Raw genomic sequence first — 16037 nt, 5'->3', positions numbered from 1 at the left:
GTCGGAGGAAAAACGGAGGGTGCGTCCGTCAGTCGGGCAGTTCTGCGTCCGGGAAGGCCGTCTGCTGGTATCCGCCACGCAGCGTGCCCTCGATGTACGCGGCCTTGCATGCGCGTCGAGCGATCTTGCCGCTCGAGGTGCGCGGGATGGAACCGGCCGGGACGAGGAGGACGTCGCGAACGGTGACGCCGTGCCGTGCGGAGACCGCGGCACGCACCTCGTCGGCGATCGGAGCCGGATCTGCCTTGCCGGAGCCGGGTGCGCGCTCGGCGACGATGACGAGCTGCTCGGAGCTGTCGTCGGGGTCCTTGGTCAGGGCTGCGCCACTGAACTCGAAGACGATGTCCGGGAGCTGGTTGAGCGGGACGGCGAAGGCTGCGACGAAGCCGGGACGCAATGCCTTGCTGGCTTCCTGGGCCGAGAACTCGAGGTCCTGCGGGTAGTGATTGCGGCCGTCGACGATGACGAGGTCCTTGACGCGGCCGGTGATGTAGAGCTCGCCGTCGTGGTAGACGCCGAAGTCGCCGGTACGCATCCAGTTGCCACCCTCGGGAGCGCCGTCTGCGTGCGAGCCTTCGGGGTTGCGGTGGACGAGCTTGTTGTGGAAGGTCTCGGAGGTCTCGGTTTCGCGGCCCCAGTAGCCCTTGCCGATGTTCTCGCCGTGCAACCAGATCTCGCCGACGTGCTCGTCGGCAACCTCGGTGCCGGTCTCGGAATCGACGATGGCGGCCCACTGGCTGCGAGCGACGGTTCCGGTGGACACCTGCGGGATGGCACCGGGGGCGTCGGGGGCGACGACGACGAAGTTGCCCGCATTGAGCTCGACGCGGTCCACGTAGACAACCTTGGCCTCGTCGGCGTGCTTGCTGGTCGAGACGAACAGGGTCGCCTCCGCCATGCCGTACGACGGCTTGATCGCGGACTTCGGCAGACCGTAGGGACCGAACGCCTCGTTGAACTTCTTCATCGACGACGTGGTGACGGGCTCGCTGCCGTTGATCAGACCGATGACATTGGACAGGTCGAGGCTCTCGCCGTTCTTCGGCAGACCACGCTGGGCGGCGTGCTCGAACGCGAAGTTCGGCGCTGCTGCGAAGGTACCCGCGCCGTCGGACACCGCGGCGAGTTCCTTGATCCAGCGCCAGGGCCGCTGCACGAACGCACGCGGGCTCATGATGGTGATGTACTTGCCGCCGAGCGCCGGGAGAATGACGGTGAGCAGACCCATGTCGTGGAACATCGGCAGCCAGGTGACGCCGCGGGAGTCGTGGTTGATCTCCATGCTGTCGACCATCTGCAGCGCGTTGACGCCGACCGCGCGGTGCGTGATCTCGACGCCGGCCGGGGTCCGCGTCGAACCGGACGTGTACTGCAGGTAAGCGATGTCGTCGAGCCCGGCCGTCGGCTCGACCCACGTCTCGCCGACGCTGTCCGGGACCGCGTCGACGGCGATGATCCGGGGACGCTCCGCGGCGGGGAGCGCGCGGAAGAAGGCGCGTACGCCTGCTGCCGAGTTGCTCGCGGTGAGGATGGCGCTCGGCTTGCAGTCACCGAGGACGGCATGCAGGCGATCGGTGTGGCCTGGCTCGTCGGGATCGAACAGCGGTACCGCGATGGTGCCCGCGTAGATCGCTCCGAAGAAGGCGATGACGTACTCGAGGCCCTGCGGTGCCAGGATGGCCACTCGATCACCGGGCTGGGTGACCTGCTGCAGGCGAGCAGCGACAGCTTTGAGGCGAGTACCGAACTCGGCCCAGGTCAGCTCGTGAGCTTCGCCGTCACGTTCCCGGGAGTAATCGACGAACCGGTACGCGAGCGTGTCGGAATTCTCCTTCACGTTCACCTCGACGTGGCGGACGAGCGTCTGCCCCTCGCCGATGGTGATATGGCCGTTCTCATCGATGAAATCGTCGAACGTGTGGCTCATTACTTCAATCTCCTCCGACACGAATCCGCTGCCACACAGCCTGCGTGACCTGGGCCCGCACGACCGGCTACGTGCATGCGGACACCGAACAGCGGTTTATGTTACTGACTAGTAGCTCTTATGGTGTCGGTTTGGCACCTGGTTTGAAGGCCAGCTACATGGTACCGACACGCGCCTACGTCACTCGCCTTTCAGCAAGTCGACAACCGGCGCGAATGCTTCCATTTGAGTAGGGAAAACCCCGACATAGGACATCGTCGTCCGCGCGCGAACGTTACGGATCTGATCGGCAATTTCCTCGTATGTCCCGAATGCGAGGTACGGAGACGACAGGATGTCCTCGACGGTGAGCTTGACATCGACGTCCACGTTCGGCGGGTAGCCGTTGTCGAGTGCCGCCAGCGCCATCTCGGCCATCTGCTCACGGTCGTCGGTGACGACGATCGTGGTGATGGCCCAGTTCAGTTCGATGTCGTCGAACCGATCGCCTGCTGCTGCACGAATGAGCTCGACACGCTCGAGGGTCTTCTCGATGGTCATGCCCGAGAGCAACAGCTTGCCCTCCTTCGAGGTGCTCGGCACCACGGAGATGATGTCGGCGTGCTTGGCCGCCAGGGCGAGCATCCTCGGACCGCCACCGCCGATACAAATGGGAGGACGCGGTCCCTGGCGGGGCCGAGGACTGCCCTTGAGTCCTGCGATCGTGTAGTGCTTGCCCTCGAAGTTGCATTCCTGACCGCGCAACAGGACGTCGAGAATTTCGAGGGTCTCCTCCAGCTTCTCGATTCGCACGCCAGGGCGGTCGTACGTGATCCCCGCCTTGTCGTATTCCTCACGCATCCAACCCGCACCCAGACCGAGCTCGAGCCGCCCACCCGAGAGCACATCGATGGTGGCCGCATCCTTGGCCAGCACCGCGGGATGCCGGAAGCCGTTCGCCAACACAGCAGTGCCGAGCCGAATCTTGTCGGTGGCCACGGCGAGCGCGCCGAGTGCTGCGATCGGACCGACCTGGTTGCCCAGGTGGTCGGGAATCATGAAGCTGTCGTAACCCAGTTCCTCGGCCTGTTGCGCCAGCTTGATGAACTTCCGAGCCCCGCCCTCCTCGGCGTTTCCCTCTCCGCCTGCAGCGAATCGGAATTTGCGCGGCCCTGCGGTCGCGGCCTCGGCGGAACTCATCTATTGCTCTCCTCGGAGTGTGCAGCGGTCTTGTTTCTGGTGGCGAGAGCAGCCCGGCCGAGGCCGATCTGCGCAGGTCCAAGGCGCCACTCTAGCCGCTGACCCGAGTCGATCACACCGGCTGGGGGCTTCGCGGCCAAGGTTTGTGCGCGGCACCAGACCACTGCACGTCGCGTTGTGACGTTTCCGTTATAAAGCGCCGACACTCACGAATGCGCGGGCGTCGGGGCATTCTCGATCAGTCCGGCGGCCCACCCAGCGGTCCACTGAGTGGCCGTCGTACCGGATCCGTCGACGACGAAACTGTTGTACGACGCATGAACCGGGTTGCCTGCAGCCCCGATCAGAATCTGGATGCTCTGCGGAATGTTGCGGAGCGACAATCCATCCGACGGCGAAGAGCAGATCAAATCTCCTGGTGCACAGATCTGGTTGGTCCGGTCGTCGAGGGCACCGAAGCCCCCTTCTCGACGCCCCGTCATCGTGATGCCGGGCAGGTCGAGTCCGCCGAGAGCGACCTCGGCACCGACGCCGTCGAGCGGAGCCGGAACATCGGTCCCGGAGACGCCGTCGCGTCGACCGTCGGCGATGAGGGTGACGCCCAGAACACGATCGGCGGAGATGGGACCGTTGCCCGCTCCGATGTCGGCCGCGATGTCGCCGGAGATGACCGCGCCCTGCGAGAAGCCGGTGAGGACGAAGTTGGTCAACGGGCAACGTGCACTGACATCGGTCATCTTCTGCACGGCGACGGCTTTGCCCTCGGTACGACTGTTGTTGTACGACTGCTGACCGTCCGGCGGCAGCGCGATGGGATTGGAGAACTGAGCCACGTACGGCACAGTGTAGACGTCGGCTCGCGAACCGGGGAACTGCTCCTGCAACGGGCGAGTGACGTTGAGCATCAACGACGCCGGATTGGCCGTCGGGTTGTACGGATCGTCGGTGGCCGACGATTCCCAGGTTCCGGGGATGGCGATGACCTGGACGTCGGGGCAGTCGGCCGGCTGCGACGTCGGCTCCTCCGGTCCCGGTGGCACCGGGATGCCCGGTTCCTTCGGCAGCCGTCCGGCCAGCAGGTACCACAGGGCGACGATGATCAGACCGATGATCGCCGCAACGGCGATCACCGGAAGGATTCTGCGCTTACGCTTGGCCATCACCGTTGATCTCTACGGCCTGCAGTACGTCGCCTGCGCGGCGGCGATGTAGGTCTGGGCTGCCTGCTGAGCCTGCGTCTCGCTCATCTGCGTTCCGGAGGCGCTTGCCTCGACGCCGACGTTCGCGGTGACGAAGGTCGAGATCTCCTCCGCCGTGACGCCCTGCGCCTGCGCGGCACAGATGTAATTGGCCGTCGACACCGCGATGTCGCCGTTGCCCGCCGGGGTGATCCCCTGCTTCTTCAGCTCCTCCAGGAAGCTCGCGCCGCGGTCGTCGATCTGGCTTTCCGTCGGCCCGGGGAAATCGTCCGGGACGGGCTGCGGCTGCTCGGGCGGCGCGGTGGCCGCCTCACCCGGACTCGTGGTCGGCGCAGCAGTGGTGGTCTCTGCGGCCGACGTCGTCGACTCGGCCTCGGTCGTCGTCTCGGCAGCCGAGGTGGTGGTCGTCGGCGCTCCGGTAGCCGTCGAGTCGTCACTCCCGCAGGCCACCAGCATCGAACTCGCCGCAAGGGCGAACACACCGAGCGACAGAGTCCTGGTGAGGGAATTACGCGTCATCGATCGAAATCCTTCGGTCGTCGGGTCGCAGGCGAGAGTACCGCCACGCTCTGAGAAGACTCTGAGCTGATGTCGTTTCGCAAGCAACTACGGCGCGATCGTGGCAACGCCGTCCTTGACGGTGATGATGCCGAACTGGAAGTTCTGCTGCTTGCCGCCACCGTCGATGTCGAACTGATCGCTGGTGGGGTAGCCCAACCGGCCGCCCTCGTAGCCGACCGATCCCCATGCATCGAAGATCGGACCGTACGGGGTGGACCAGGCTCCGCTCAGCGGGCTCCAGTAGATGTTGCCCGTCTCGAACTGGTTGAAGCGTCCGCCGTCCCTGATCGGGCCGAGCTCGTTGGACTTGGGGAACCCGAGAGCTCCACCCTCCCAACCCAATTCACCGTACTTGCCCAGAATCATGCCCTGCACCGAGTGCACACCGGCATCGGGCGAGGTGTAGATGGCACCGATCTCGAAACCCTGTACCGATCCGGGCTTGGTCGGCGTCTGAACCTCGTCGAGCACCGGGTAGCCCAGCGGCCCGCCCTCGTAACCCTGGGCAGCCCACTCGTCGAGCACAGCACCCTTGACCACGTGTGCGCCGGTCTGCGGCGTGAAGTAGACCATTCCGTTCTGGAAGGCGTTGAATCGTCCGCGACCGTCCGGAGTTCCGATCTCGCCGGTCGTCGGGAATCCGAGTGCACCCTCGGGGCCCCTGTTGCCCTGGTAGATGCCACCGATGGCTCCGGCGACGACCTGCGCACCGGTATCGGGGGTGAAGAAGACCCGGCCGAAGGTGAAGTCCTGCGCGCGACCTCCGGCCACGTTGTACTCGGCAGTCAAGCACGGTCCGAGCCACGAATTGGCACCGCTCGCGTTGCCGATCATGCCGGCGACGCTGCACGCGGGCTTGTCGACCTCGACTCCGAGTGCGGTGGCGAGCTGCGGCCAGAGCTGATGCAGCTCGAATTGCCAGTACGGCCACGAGTGCGTGCCCGACGGCCGGTAGTTGACCTGAGCGGGGATGCCGAGCTGGTTGAGCTTGGTGGCGAAGGACTGCGAGGTCAGGCGCGAGAGGATCTCGAGCCCCATGCCGGCGTAGTTGGTGCTCACGCCCGGAATGCCCGACGGCTGGTCGTACGGTCCGGTCGAGCCGTTGCCGCTGGAGATGTAGAGGCTGACGCCCTTCAACTTGTCGGCCAGCAGGTACGGATCGTGCTGCGCCCACAGGGAGTTGGACGGCGAGCCCCACATGGCGCTCGAGCTGTAGCCGCCCGCGTCGGTCATCGCGTACTGGATTGCCTGCGGCATGCCGAGCGAGGTGGTGGTCAGGATGCCCGAGAGCGAACCCGCGAACTTGAAGAAGCCGGGGTTGCGCGCGGCGAGGAACATCGCGGACGTACCGCCCATGGACAATCCGACGACTCCACGGGTGTCGGTGCTGCGCCAGTCCCGCTCGAGAATGGGTGGGAGCTCCTGGGTCAGGAACGTCTCCCACTGGTAGTTCTTGCCGTTGTCCTGATCGAGCCAGTCGGAGTAGAAGCTGGACTGGCCGCCGATGGGGAGGACCACGTTGACGTTCTTGTCGGCGAAGTACGACTCGGCGTCGGTCTCGGCCGTCCAACCGTTCTCCTGGTCGGTCGCGCGCAGACCGTCGAGCATGTACACCTGCGGGAACGTGGCCTGCGGGTTGATGTTCCAGTCACGCGCGAGCAACAGCTGAACCTGGATGGGCGTTCCCATCGAGGGCGACTGGATCCACAGCGCGACGCGACGATCGGAGAGCCAGTCCACCGACGTGACGGTGGCACCGGACGTCTGCGTGTAGGCGGGGCCGGCCAGCGCGACAGGGGCCGTCCGCGCGATGGGGGCAGCGGAGGCAACGGTCGTCGTCGCGAAGGGGATCATCAGCGCGGAAGCGACGGTCAGTGCTGCTGCCGCTCGCCGAGCCCGTGTACCGGCCGATGTAGTCCGACCGAACCGAACAAGCTCAGTGCGCATGATGGTGACTCTCTTTCGACGTGACTTTCGAAGGTCTCCTATCGAGACATGCTTCGTATGTCTTTCTACACGTGCCCGATGCCGACGAGCAGCAGACGCGCTGTGACTGGTGGTGCAATTGTGAACTGAGTCGGCATGGCGACCGTGGCCGGGACCGAAAAATGCCGCCCGGCGCACAGACGCGGGGCGGCATTTCTCGAAGAACGACTACTCGATCGGTGTCAGGCGTTGAGCGCGTCCAGGATCTGGCCGCGAGCCTTCCACAGCTCGGCTCCCCAGTACGGCCATGCGTGAATGCCGTTGGCCGGGAAGCTGTACGTGGCCGGGATGCCGAGAGTGTTCATGCGGATCTGGAATGCACGGGTGTTGGCGAGCGAGAGTGCCTCGAGGGCCATTCCGTTGGCGGTGTTGTAGAAGTCGATCGGCGCGGCCGGGCGATCGAACTCGCCGGGAAGCCCGCTGGCTGCCGAGATGTAGAGGGACAGGCCCTCGAGTCGCGGCGCGAAGACGAACGGGTCGTTGCGCAGCCACGCCGGGTTCCAGGGCGGTCCCCACATGGAGTCGACGTTGAAGCGACCGGCGTCCAGCATGGCGACGCGGATGGCCTCGCGCATGCCGGGCGCGGAGATGTTGAGGTAGCCCGAGAGCGAACCGGCGAACTTGAACTGATCGCGGTGGTACGCGGCGAGCGTCAGTGCTGCCGAACCACCCATCGACAGTCCGAGCACACCGTTGTTGCTGCGCGAGACACCGTAGTTCTCGAGGAACGCGGGCAGCTCCTGGGTCAGGAACGTCTCCCACTTGTAGGTGACTTCCTGGCCGTTGAAGTTCGACGAGGTGTACCAGTCGCTGTAGAAGCTCGACTGACCACCGACGGGCATGACCAGGGTCACGTCGTCGTTGGCGAACTGATCCTGCGCGTTGGTCTCGAACGTCCAGGCGTTGCGGTCGTCGCGGGCACGCAGCCCGTCGAGCAGGTAGAGAGCGGCGTTGCCGCCACGGGCCGCCCACTGGACCTGAACCTTGATGGGGCCCATCTCGGACGGGACGATCAGGTCTTCACGGCCACCGGCAGGGGTCTGATGCGCGACGGGAGCGGGTGCTGCGACAGCGACTGCTCCACCGACGACACCGGCTGCGAGGGGAAGGACGAGCGCTGCAGCACCGACGCCGAGCAGGCGCTGACGCCAGCGTGAAGACGCCTTCGGTGTTCTGCTGAGGCCGGCAAATCGCATGAATCGTGCTCTCTCTCATCTACGCGGTCTCCGCGACGTGCGGCCCCCGGCAATCGAACAGGGCTTTCCTGGTGGCCCCTCCGGGCCGAAGGACGACGTGGTCCTGAAAAATCTGAGGTTCTGCTGTGAAACAGGCGAACCGCTCGATGGAGGTTATTCCATCGAGCGGTTCCAAGGCAAAACTGTGATCAGCGTCCCAGTTTCACCTCGACGTTTCCCCGAAACAGGAGACTATCCTGCTCGGTCCCCGCTGAACAGCCCTGAAAAGTCGTGAAGTTTCACGAAGGGCCGAGAAGCGGGCGAAACGACCGAAATGATCCGTGAGCCGGTCAGTTACCGATGTTGGCGCTCAGGTCCGGTGCCATGATGCGGATCTGCTCGCCCCAGTAACCCCACTGGTGGGTACCGACGGCCGGGAACGCGTAGGTGACGTTGTTGGCACCGATGCTGGCCATCCGGATCTGGAACGCTCGACTGTTCGCCAGTGCGATGGCCTCGAGGCCCATGCCGTTGGCGGTGTTGTAGTAGTCGATGAAGCTCCGAGGGCGATCGAGTCCGCCGGGCAGGCCGCTACCTGCGAACACCCACACGCGGGTTCCGTTGTCGCGCAGACGAGGGGCGAAGACGAACGGGTCGTTGCGCAGCCACGCCGGATCCCACGGCGGTCCCCACATCGCGTCGATGTTGTAGCGACCGGAGTCGAGCAACGCCAGACGCATTGCTTCGCGCATGCCGGGAGCGGAGATGTTCAGGTAGCCGGACAGCGAGCCCGCGTAGCTGAACTGGTCCGGGTGGTAGGCCGCGAGAGTCAGAGCAGCCGAGCCACCCATCGAGATACCGATGACGCCGTTGCGGTTGGGGTTGAAGCCCCAGTTCGCGCGCAGGTTCTCACGCAGGTTCTGCGTCAGGAAGGTCTCCCACTTGTACGTGGTCTGCTGGCCGTTGAAGTTCGACGGTGCGTACCAGTCGGAGTAGAAGCTCGACTGTCCACCCACCGGCTCGACGACGTTGATGTTCCAGGAGGCCAACACGGCACCGGCGTCGGTCTCGTGCTCCCAACCGGAGATGTCGTTGGTGGCCCGCAGACCGTCGAGGAGGTAGACGACGCGATTGGTGTTGCCGTCCGCGGCGCGCCAGACGCGGCTCTTGATCGGACCCATGCTCGAGTCCGTCCAGACGTCGATGGCATTGCCGTCGAAGGCTGCGTTGGCAGTTGCGCCACCGCCGGCTACAGCCAATCCCAGTGGGAGGACCACCGCCATCAGCATGGACGTGGCGGCACGGCGGCCCCAGGAGCCACCCCGCTTGTCCTCGGACCGGCTCTTCCTTCTACCCAGCATGCACTCGACCTCTCAGCTGCTTCATCGTCACATCGGTTACGCAATCAACGCTTGATCTCGCAAGTTCACCATGTCTGCCGTCCGACCCTCGGGTCGGTCGCACACACATCCTCAGCGCTTATCGCACCGAGGGCGGCCACCGTTACAGGATCGAGATAGCTCATCTTGGCGTCGAGACCATTTCGGCGCAACCCGGTGACCTTTTCGTGTTCGGACACCTAATTGTCCGCCTTCAATATCGGGGCCGGAAGATCACATCGTTGTATTTCGTATTTCGGCACCCGATCGAAGCGATATCCGGCATAGAAGAGCGAACGCTTGAAATTGCGAACGAACAGATCCTTCGTCAGCGGGGCCCGATACGAGGTGAGCAGCTCCTGGGTGTCGGGGCAGGTCAACGCCACCTGAGCCTCGGTGACCCAGTCCTCGTCCATGTACCAGGGCAGGTACGGATGGACGGCGACGAGTCCGAGATCGGCCACCACCCAGTCCGGATACAGATTCTTGTCGTGCCCGATCCGGCCGTTCTCGAGCCGCTCGGTGTGCGACGCCAACGGGTATGCCAGCCCCATCTGGTCGATGACCCGCACGTCGAGGCCGACGTTCATGCTGGTCATTCCGAGGTTGAGGAAGAAGACGGTGTGACCGAATCCACCCTCGGGGATCGGCAGCGGCGGTGGAACGACATCCCAGTACGTGAACTGGGCCGAGGGCAACAGCAATCCGCCGTCGGGAGTGTCCTCGATCGCCTCGACCATTCCTCGCATCCGCGGGTAGTCGAGGTAGTCCGAGGCCAGAATCGGATGAGCGTGCCCGGTGTTGAGCGAGTAGAACGCCCGCTCGTCGACGATGCCACTGCGGCCGACGATCGAGCCCTGCGGCATTCCAGTCGTGTTGGCCGCCACGACGGCCCAGATCACGATGCCGGCCCAGACGAACAGATCGGCGACGAAAACCGCTGTGGCGCGGTCTGCAGCCCAGCGTTTCGGGAGAGCGACCGGCAGCACGGAAATCGGCAACAAAAGCGTGAACAATGCCGGCAACAATGTCCGACCGTGCATGAAATCGCCGCCGACGCGAATCGAATACAAAGCCAACAGAAGGCCACTGATCAACACGAAGACGACCACGGCGGTCGGCGTCCGCAGCGCGGCGAGCCAGCCGCCGACGGTACGGGGCAGGGACAACCGCACTGGCGAGGCCGACAGCACGGCACCGACGACGAGCAGTATCAGTGGCAGCCACAGCAGATACGGGCCGACGAGGTTGGACAGGTACTCGAACCCCTGCGACCACTTGGCTCCGCCTGCATCCTTCGACACCGCGGTGTTGGGGTACGGCAGGCCGTAGTAGCCCATGCGCCAGATCTGATAGAGCACCGGCACCGCACCGGCGAAAGCGAACACTCGCAGCCTGGACAACCAACTCTGCGGAGCCAGGAAGATCATCGCCAACGCCAGCACCGCCACGATGGACAGTTCCGGACGCACCAGCGGGCCGAGCCCGGCGAAGAAGGCCAGTAGCAGCAGCTCGACGCCACCCGACCGTCGTTGACCCCACCGGACCATCAGCAGCCACAGCATCGCCAACCAGAAGATGACCAGGCAGGTCTCGAGGCCGGACGTCGCGAAGTCGCGGGCGGGCGGAACCGCGATGTAGACCAGGACTCCGGCAGGCAGGAACAGAGTCTGCGACGCGGTGCGACCACGCAACGCGAACGTGCCCATCATCGCCAGAACGACGGCCGCCGTGGACAGGATCAGTGCGATCGTCAGGACGACGTACTCGAGTCGACCCTCGCTGAGCCAACTGCCCGCGTACACGAGGTAGGTCCAGATGGTGCTGGTGTTGGTTTCCACGCGCTCGCCCGCGTTGAACACCGGTCCGTTGCCTGCCAGCAGGTTGCGGACGGTACGCAGAACGATCAGGCCGTCGTCGGCGATCCAGCGGCGCTCCCACGCACCCCAGAGGAACAACGCCCCGGTGACCACGGTCCCGATCCAGAAGACGGGCCTGGTGATCGATGCCCGAGCGGAGTTCTCTTCTCGCGCGTCTCGCTGGTCAGGCGAGGTAGACAGCGACACCAACCACTCCGATCCACGCTATGGCGAGTAGCTGCAGAACCCTGTCTCCCAACGCGATCTCTTCGGGTTCGCCTGCCTCGCCGCCATCGACATCCACTGCGTATCGCAGGATTGCGATAGTAAACGGAATCATCGAGATGGCGAACCAGTTGGCACCCGTGCCCGCGTCTTCCTGGAACGCCCACAGGCCGTAACAGATGACGACGGCGGTCGCGGACAGTGTCCAGACGAATCGCAGGTACGTGGTGGTGTAGTTCTCGAGCGATTTGCGGATCTTCGCTCCGGTGCGTTCGGCCAACTGCAGCTCCGCGTAGCGCTTGCCTGCCGCCATGAACAGCGAGCCGAACGCCATGATCAGCAGGAACCACTGCGACAGCGGGATCGAGGCGGCGACGCCACCGGCGATCGCACGGAGCAGGAAGCCCGAGGAGACGATGCAGATGTCGAGCACGGCCTGGTGCTTGAGACCGAAGCAGTACGCGAGCTGAATCGCGATGTAGACGCCGATGACCAGCGCCAGTTTCCAGTTCGCGATGAACGAGAGGCCGATGGCGAGACCGAGCGAGACAACGGCCATCGCGTAGGCGATGTTGACCGGCAGTACGCCCGCGGCGATCGGTCGGAATCGCTTGGTGGGGTGGGCGCGGTCGGCTTCGACGTCCATGGCGTCGTTGACCAGGTAGACCCCGGACGCGGCGAAGCAGAACACGACGAACGCGAGCGCGACGGACAGCAGAACGTCGGGGTCGGTGACCGAGCCCGCCGCCAGCGGTGCGGCCAGCACCAGTACGTTCTTGACCCACTGACGCGGACGAAGCGCCTTGACGATGCCGTCCGCCAGGTTCTTCGGCGGTGCGCCTACGGGTGCGGCATCCTCGCTCATTTGTCTCCTTCGAACTTCACGACGGCCACAGCCGTCAACGCGCCGAGTGCCGATCCTGCCAGCACGTCGGTGGGGTAATGGACTCCGAGCACCAAGCGCGAGAGCAGCATGGGTGGGACGAGGACCGCCGGTAACGGTAGCCCGGTCACCCGGCCGAGGAGAACCGCGGCGGCTGTGGTCGATGTCGCATGCGAGGACGGAAAGCTCAGCTTGCTGGGGGTCGAGACGTTGATGCGGACGGCCGGGTCGTGAGGACGTGGCCGGCGCACGATGCGTTTGATGACGATCGACGCGGCGTGGGAACCCACTGCCCCGACGGCCACCGAGGCCCACTGACGCCGACGCGGCCGGTCCAGTGCAGCTCCGATACCGGCGATCGCGACCCAGCCGAGTGCGTGTTCGCCGAAGTGCGACATGCCGCGGGCGACGGTGATCGCACCGGGGGCACTGCCGACGGTGCTCTGCACCTTCTCGAGGATCCTGACTTCCGTCGGAGCCTCGGTCTGTCCCTTACGCCTGGTAACGAAAGACACGTTCCCACGTTTCCTTACTGGTCAGGTGCGGCACGGCATCGCGGTACCGGGCCTTGAGGGCGGGGAATTCGGCTGCCAACTGCTTGCGCAGCGTCAGGGCTTCCTTGAGCAGCGCCGCAGCCTGCTGACGATCCCGCTTGCGGTACACGACGCCCCGGCCGTCGGCGGTGGTGACGGTGACACCGTCGACCTGGGACAGCAGGAACCAGCGCGCGTCGAGAGTCGGGACGTTGAGCTGCGGGCGGTCGTGATGCTGGGTGTGCGCAGGCTTTGCGTTGTGCAGCAGCCCTTTTGCCAAGCGGCCGATCTTGGCCAGTGGGTTGGTCGGCAGCCCGACGGCTCCCACCTCCTCACCGGACGCGAGCGGCAGTTCGGTGGAGCTGCCGACGACGACCGCGTCGGGGAACTCCTTGCGCAGTGCGTGCACGGTCGGCAGCGCGGTGGGCAGGATCTCGAGGATGTGCTCGGGGCCGGCGAGGAAGTCGCGGATCGCGAGGTTCTGGATCGCGACGGTCGAGTACTCGAGGCACAGCAGATGCTTGACCGTGGCCTTGATCGTGTCGAGCACCAGCCCCTTGCCGTCGCCCGGCATGTGCAGCGATGCGACCACCAGGCGGTTGCGCAGATGGAAGTACGCCTGCCAGTCGATGGCGTCGTCCTTGTCGCTCCACGCCATGTGCCAGATGGCCGCGCCCGGCAGCGTCACCGTCGGATAGCCGGCTTCGCGTGCGCGCAAGCCGTATTCGGCGTCGTCCCACTTGATGAACAGCGGCAGCGGTTGCCCGAGTTCCTCAGCGACGACCCGCGGAATCATGCACATCCACCAGCCGTTGTAGTCGACGTCGATGCGGCGGTGCAGCAGTTTGCTGGTACGCAGTGGATCCTCGGAGAAGTCGTGGTCGTACTCCACGTTCTGTGCGCCGGTCCACATGAAGTTGCTGCGATCGATCACTTCGCCCATGACGTGCAGATGACTGCGCGCCTGCAGGTTGAGCATCTGGCCGCCGACGAGTGTGGGGACCTTGGCGAACCGAGACATGGCCAGCGCCCGCAGAATCGAGTCGGGCTCGATCTCGATGTCGTCGTCCATGAACAGGATGTGTTGGCAGGCAGTGTTGTTCAGCGCCTCGTACATGATGCGGCTGTATCCGCCGGACCCGCCGAGGTTGGCCTGATCGTGGATGGCGAGCCTGCCGCCCAGGGCCGCGGCGGCCTCGTCGAATCCGGGCTCGTCCTTCGCCTTGCGGGTGCCCTGATCGGGCATGATCACGGCCTGGATCACGTCCAGCACCAGGGGGTCCGACCCAAGGGCGACAAGGGCTTTGACGGCGTCGGTCGGGCGATTGAAGGTGGGGATGCCGACCGCGACGGTCGCTTCCCCCGGAGCCTCGATCGGGGCGTACCAACCCGCACTCTCGAGCACCACCTCGGAGTCGGAGGTGATGTCGAACCAGATCCAACCGCCGTCCTCGAACGGACCGAGATCGATCAGAAATTCCTGCGCCGCATCGCCGTCGACCGCCTCGCGGCCCTCGACGTGGATGCGCGACGCGTCGGCCTTGGACCGGTAGACGTCTATTCGGCAGTGGCCGGAGACCTCGACGCGGAGCACCACGGACTTCAGGACGCTGTAGCGCCGCCAGTAGCTCGCCGGGAATGCGTTGAAGTAGGTGCAGAACGACACCTCGGACTCGGAACCGATGGTGACCGAGGTTCGCGAGAGCGAGTGTGCTCGTTTGGCATTGGTGAGCGCTTCTTCGAGGTACAGCGTGCGCACGTCGAGCGGTTCACCGGAACGCGGCAGCAGTACGCGCTGCAACAGCGACTTACCCAGAACCGGCGCGGCGTCGGTGATGCCGTCCTCGAGCAGGTGCTTGGCGGTCACTTGTCGCCTGCCAGAGGAGCACCGATCTCGAAGTACGGAACCAGGGTGTTCTCGTACATGTTCAGTGCGCTCGCGATGGCCATGTGCATGTCCAGGTACTGGTACGTGCCGAGGCGTCCACCGAACAGTACTTTGTTGGACGCTGCTTCGGCCTTGGCGCGGTCGCGGTAGGCCTCGAGCTTCTGCCGGTCGTCGGGGGTGTTGATCGGGTAGTACGGCTCGTCGCCGCTCTTGGCGAAGCGGGAGAACTCACGCATGATGACCGTCTTGTCGGTCGGATACTGGCGCTCGGGGTGGAAGTGCCGGAACTCGTGGATCCGAATGAACGGCACGTCGCCGTCGTTGTAGTTCATCACCGGGGTGCCCTGGAAGTCACCCGTCGGGAGTACTTCGGTCTCGAAATCGATTGTGCGCCAGCCGAGTTCGCCCTCGGCGTAGTCGAAGTAGCGGTCCAGTGGGCCGGTGTAGACGATGGGAGCGTCGGGGCTCTCGGCCACCAGCTCGGCTTTGACGTCGAACCAGTCCGTGTTCAACCGGACCTCGATCTTCTCGTCGGCGGCCATCTTCTCGAGCCACGCGGTGTAGCCGTCGACCGGCAGGCCCTCGTAGGTGTCGTTGAAGTAGCGATTGTCGAACGTGTACCGCACCGGCAATCGAGTGATGTTGCCCGCGGGCAGGTTCTTCGGATCGGTCTGCCACTGCTTGGCGGTGTAGTCCTTGATGAATGCCTCGTAGAGCGGGCGACCGATCAGCGAGATCGCTTTCTCCTCGAAGTTCTGCGCGTCCTTGGAGTCGAACTCGCTGGACTGCTCTTCGATGAGGGCGCGCGCCTCGGCGGGCGAGAAGTACTTGCCGAAGAACTGCGAGATCAGGCCGAGGCCCATCGGGAACTGATACGACTGGCCCTTGTGCAGAGCGAAGACACGGTGCTGGTAGCCGGTGAAGTCGGTGAACTTGTTGACGTACTCCCAGACCCGCTTGTTCGAGGTGTGGAACAGATGGGCACCGTACTTGTGAATCTCGATACCCGTCTCGGGCTCGGCCTCGGAGTACGCGTTGCCGCCCAGGTGGTGTCGCCGATCCAGCACGAGGACACGCTTACCCAACTGGGATGCCGCCCGCTCCGCGACGGTCAGTCCGAAGAACCCGGATCCGACGACGATGAGGTCGTATCGGCCGGTCACGGAGGCGTCGGAAGAGGTGGTCTCGGGGCTTACAGCAGTCACGGGCAACCAGGGTATCCGACGATCGTGACCGCTCTGCC

12 protein-coding genes are annotated in these 16037 nt (G+C 64.9%); all 12 read right to left on the bottom strand.

All coding sequences use genetic code 11. The features are described from left to right. Positions 1-28 precede the first annotated feature (28 nt). Positions 29-1927, bottom strand: a complete 1899-nt coding sequence (fadD32, locus tag NY08_RS18630; protein WP_045197998.1) for a long-chain-fatty-acid--AMP ligase FadD32 — start codon at positions 1925-1927, stop codon at positions 29-31. Positions 1928-2107: 180 nt separating this feature from the next. Beyond that, a complete protein-coding gene (locus NY08_RS18625) occupies positions 2108-3106 on the bottom strand; it encodes an LLM class F420-dependent oxidoreductase (protein WP_032396434.1) in 999 nt (332 codons plus the stop codon). 206 nt (positions 3107-3312) lie between these two features. Next, entirely contained in the window at positions 3313-4266 is a 954-nt protein-coding gene (locus tag NY08_RS18620; RefSeq protein ID WP_045197997.1) for a cutinase family protein, read from the bottom strand. A 12-nt stretch (positions 4267-4278) separates the two neighbouring features. Next, a complete protein-coding gene (locus NY08_RS18615) occupies positions 4279-4824 on the bottom strand; it encodes a DUF732 domain-containing protein (RefSeq protein ID WP_032396436.1) in 546 nt (181 codons plus the stop codon). 87 nt (positions 4825-4911) lie between these two features. Further along, complete coding sequence (locus NY08_RS18610; protein WP_082073872.1) at positions 4912-6813, bottom strand: alpha/beta hydrolase-fold protein; 1902 nt, start codon at positions 6811-6813, stop codon at positions 4912-4914. A 221-nt stretch (positions 6814-7034) separates the two neighbouring features. Continuing rightward, positions 7035-8048 carry an alpha/beta hydrolase gene (locus NY08_RS18605; RefSeq protein ID WP_045197995.1) on the bottom strand — a complete coding sequence of 338 codons (1014 nt, stop codon included), beginning with the start codon at positions 8046-8048 and terminating at the stop codon, positions 7035-7037. Between the two features lie 329 nt (positions 8049-8377). Beyond that, on the bottom strand, positions 8378-9388 hold the full coding sequence (locus tag NY08_RS18600; protein WP_176459410.1) for an alpha/beta hydrolase: 1011 nt from the start codon (positions 9386-9388) through the stop codon (positions 8378-8380). 218 nt (positions 9389-9606) lie between these two features. Next, the gene (zomB, locus tag NY08_RS18595) at positions 9607-11472 is read right to left on the bottom strand and encodes a flagellar motor control protein ZomB (protein ID WP_045197993.1); all 1866 of its coding nucleotides are present in this window, start codon (positions 11470-11472) and stop codon (positions 9607-9609) included. Then, positions 11450-12355, bottom strand: coding sequence for a decaprenyl-phosphate phosphoribosyltransferase (locus tag NY08_RS18590; RefSeq protein WP_045197991.1), 906 nt, complete (start codon positions 12353-12355; stop codon positions 11450-11452). Before NY08_RS18590 ends, zomB begins: the two co-directional genes overlap by 23 nt. Continuing rightward, positions 12352-12888: a phosphatase PAP2 family protein gene (locus NY08_RS18585; RefSeq protein WP_045197990.1), complete on the bottom strand. Its 537-nt coding sequence runs from the start codon at positions 12886-12888 to the stop codon at positions 12352-12354. The genes NY08_RS18590 and NY08_RS18585 overlap by 4 nt, the downstream gene beginning before the upstream one ends. After that, complete coding sequence (locus tag NY08_RS18580) at positions 12866-14773, bottom strand: glycosyltransferase (RefSeq protein ID WP_032396439.1); 1908 nt, start codon at positions 14771-14773, stop codon at positions 12866-12868. Before NY08_RS18580 ends, NY08_RS18585 begins: the two co-directional genes overlap by 23 nt. Next, the gene (gene glf, locus NY08_RS18575; protein ID WP_200893133.1) at positions 14770-15999 is read right to left on the bottom strand and encodes a UDP-galactopyranose mutase; all 1230 of its coding nucleotides are present in this window, start codon (positions 15997-15999) and stop codon (positions 14770-14772) included. The genes NY08_RS18580 and glf overlap by 4 nt, the downstream gene beginning before the upstream one ends. Between the last annotated feature and the right edge of the window lie 38 nt (positions 16000-16037).

Source organism: Rhodococcus sp. B7740 (assembly GCF_000954115.1).
Taxonomy (GTDB): domain Bacteria; phylum Actinomycetota; class Actinomycetes; order Mycobacteriales; family Mycobacteriaceae; genus Rhodococcoides.
This window is presented reverse-complemented; position numbering and strand designations above follow the sequence as displayed.

Bases quoted from the DNA above. Each gene is read 5' to 3' on its own strand.
- NY08_RS18615 (WP_032396436.1), bottom strand. From the start codon at position 4,824: ATGACGCGTAATTCCCTCACCAGGACTCTGTCGCTCGGTGTGTTCGCC.
- NY08_RS18590 (WP_045197991.1), bottom strand. From the start codon at position 12,355: ATGAGCGAGGATGCCGCACCCGTAGGCGCACCGCCGAAGAACCTGGCG.
- NY08_RS18620 (WP_045197997.1), bottom strand. From the start codon at position 4,266: ATGGCCAAGCGTAAGCGCAGAATCCTTCCGGTGATCGCCGTTGCGGCG.
- NY08_RS18610 (WP_082073872.1), bottom strand. From the start codon at position 6,813: ATGCGCACTGAGCTTGTTCGGTTCGGTCGGACTACATCGGCCGGTACA.
- NY08_RS18625 (WP_032396434.1), bottom strand. From the start codon at position 3,106: ATGAGTTCCGCCGAGGCCGCGACCGCAGGGCCGCGCAAATTCCGATTC.
- fadD32 (WP_045197998.1), bottom strand. From the start codon at position 1,927: ATGAGCCACACGTTCGACGATTTCATCGATGAGAACGGCCATATCACC.
- NY08_RS18600 (WP_176459410.1), bottom strand. From the start codon at position 9,388: ATGCTGGGTAGAAGGAAGAGCCGGTCCGAGGACAAGCGGGGTGGCTCC.
- NY08_RS18605 (WP_045197995.1), bottom strand. From the start codon at position 8,048: ATGCGATTTGCCGGCCTCAGCAGAACACCGAAGGCGTCTTCACGCTGG.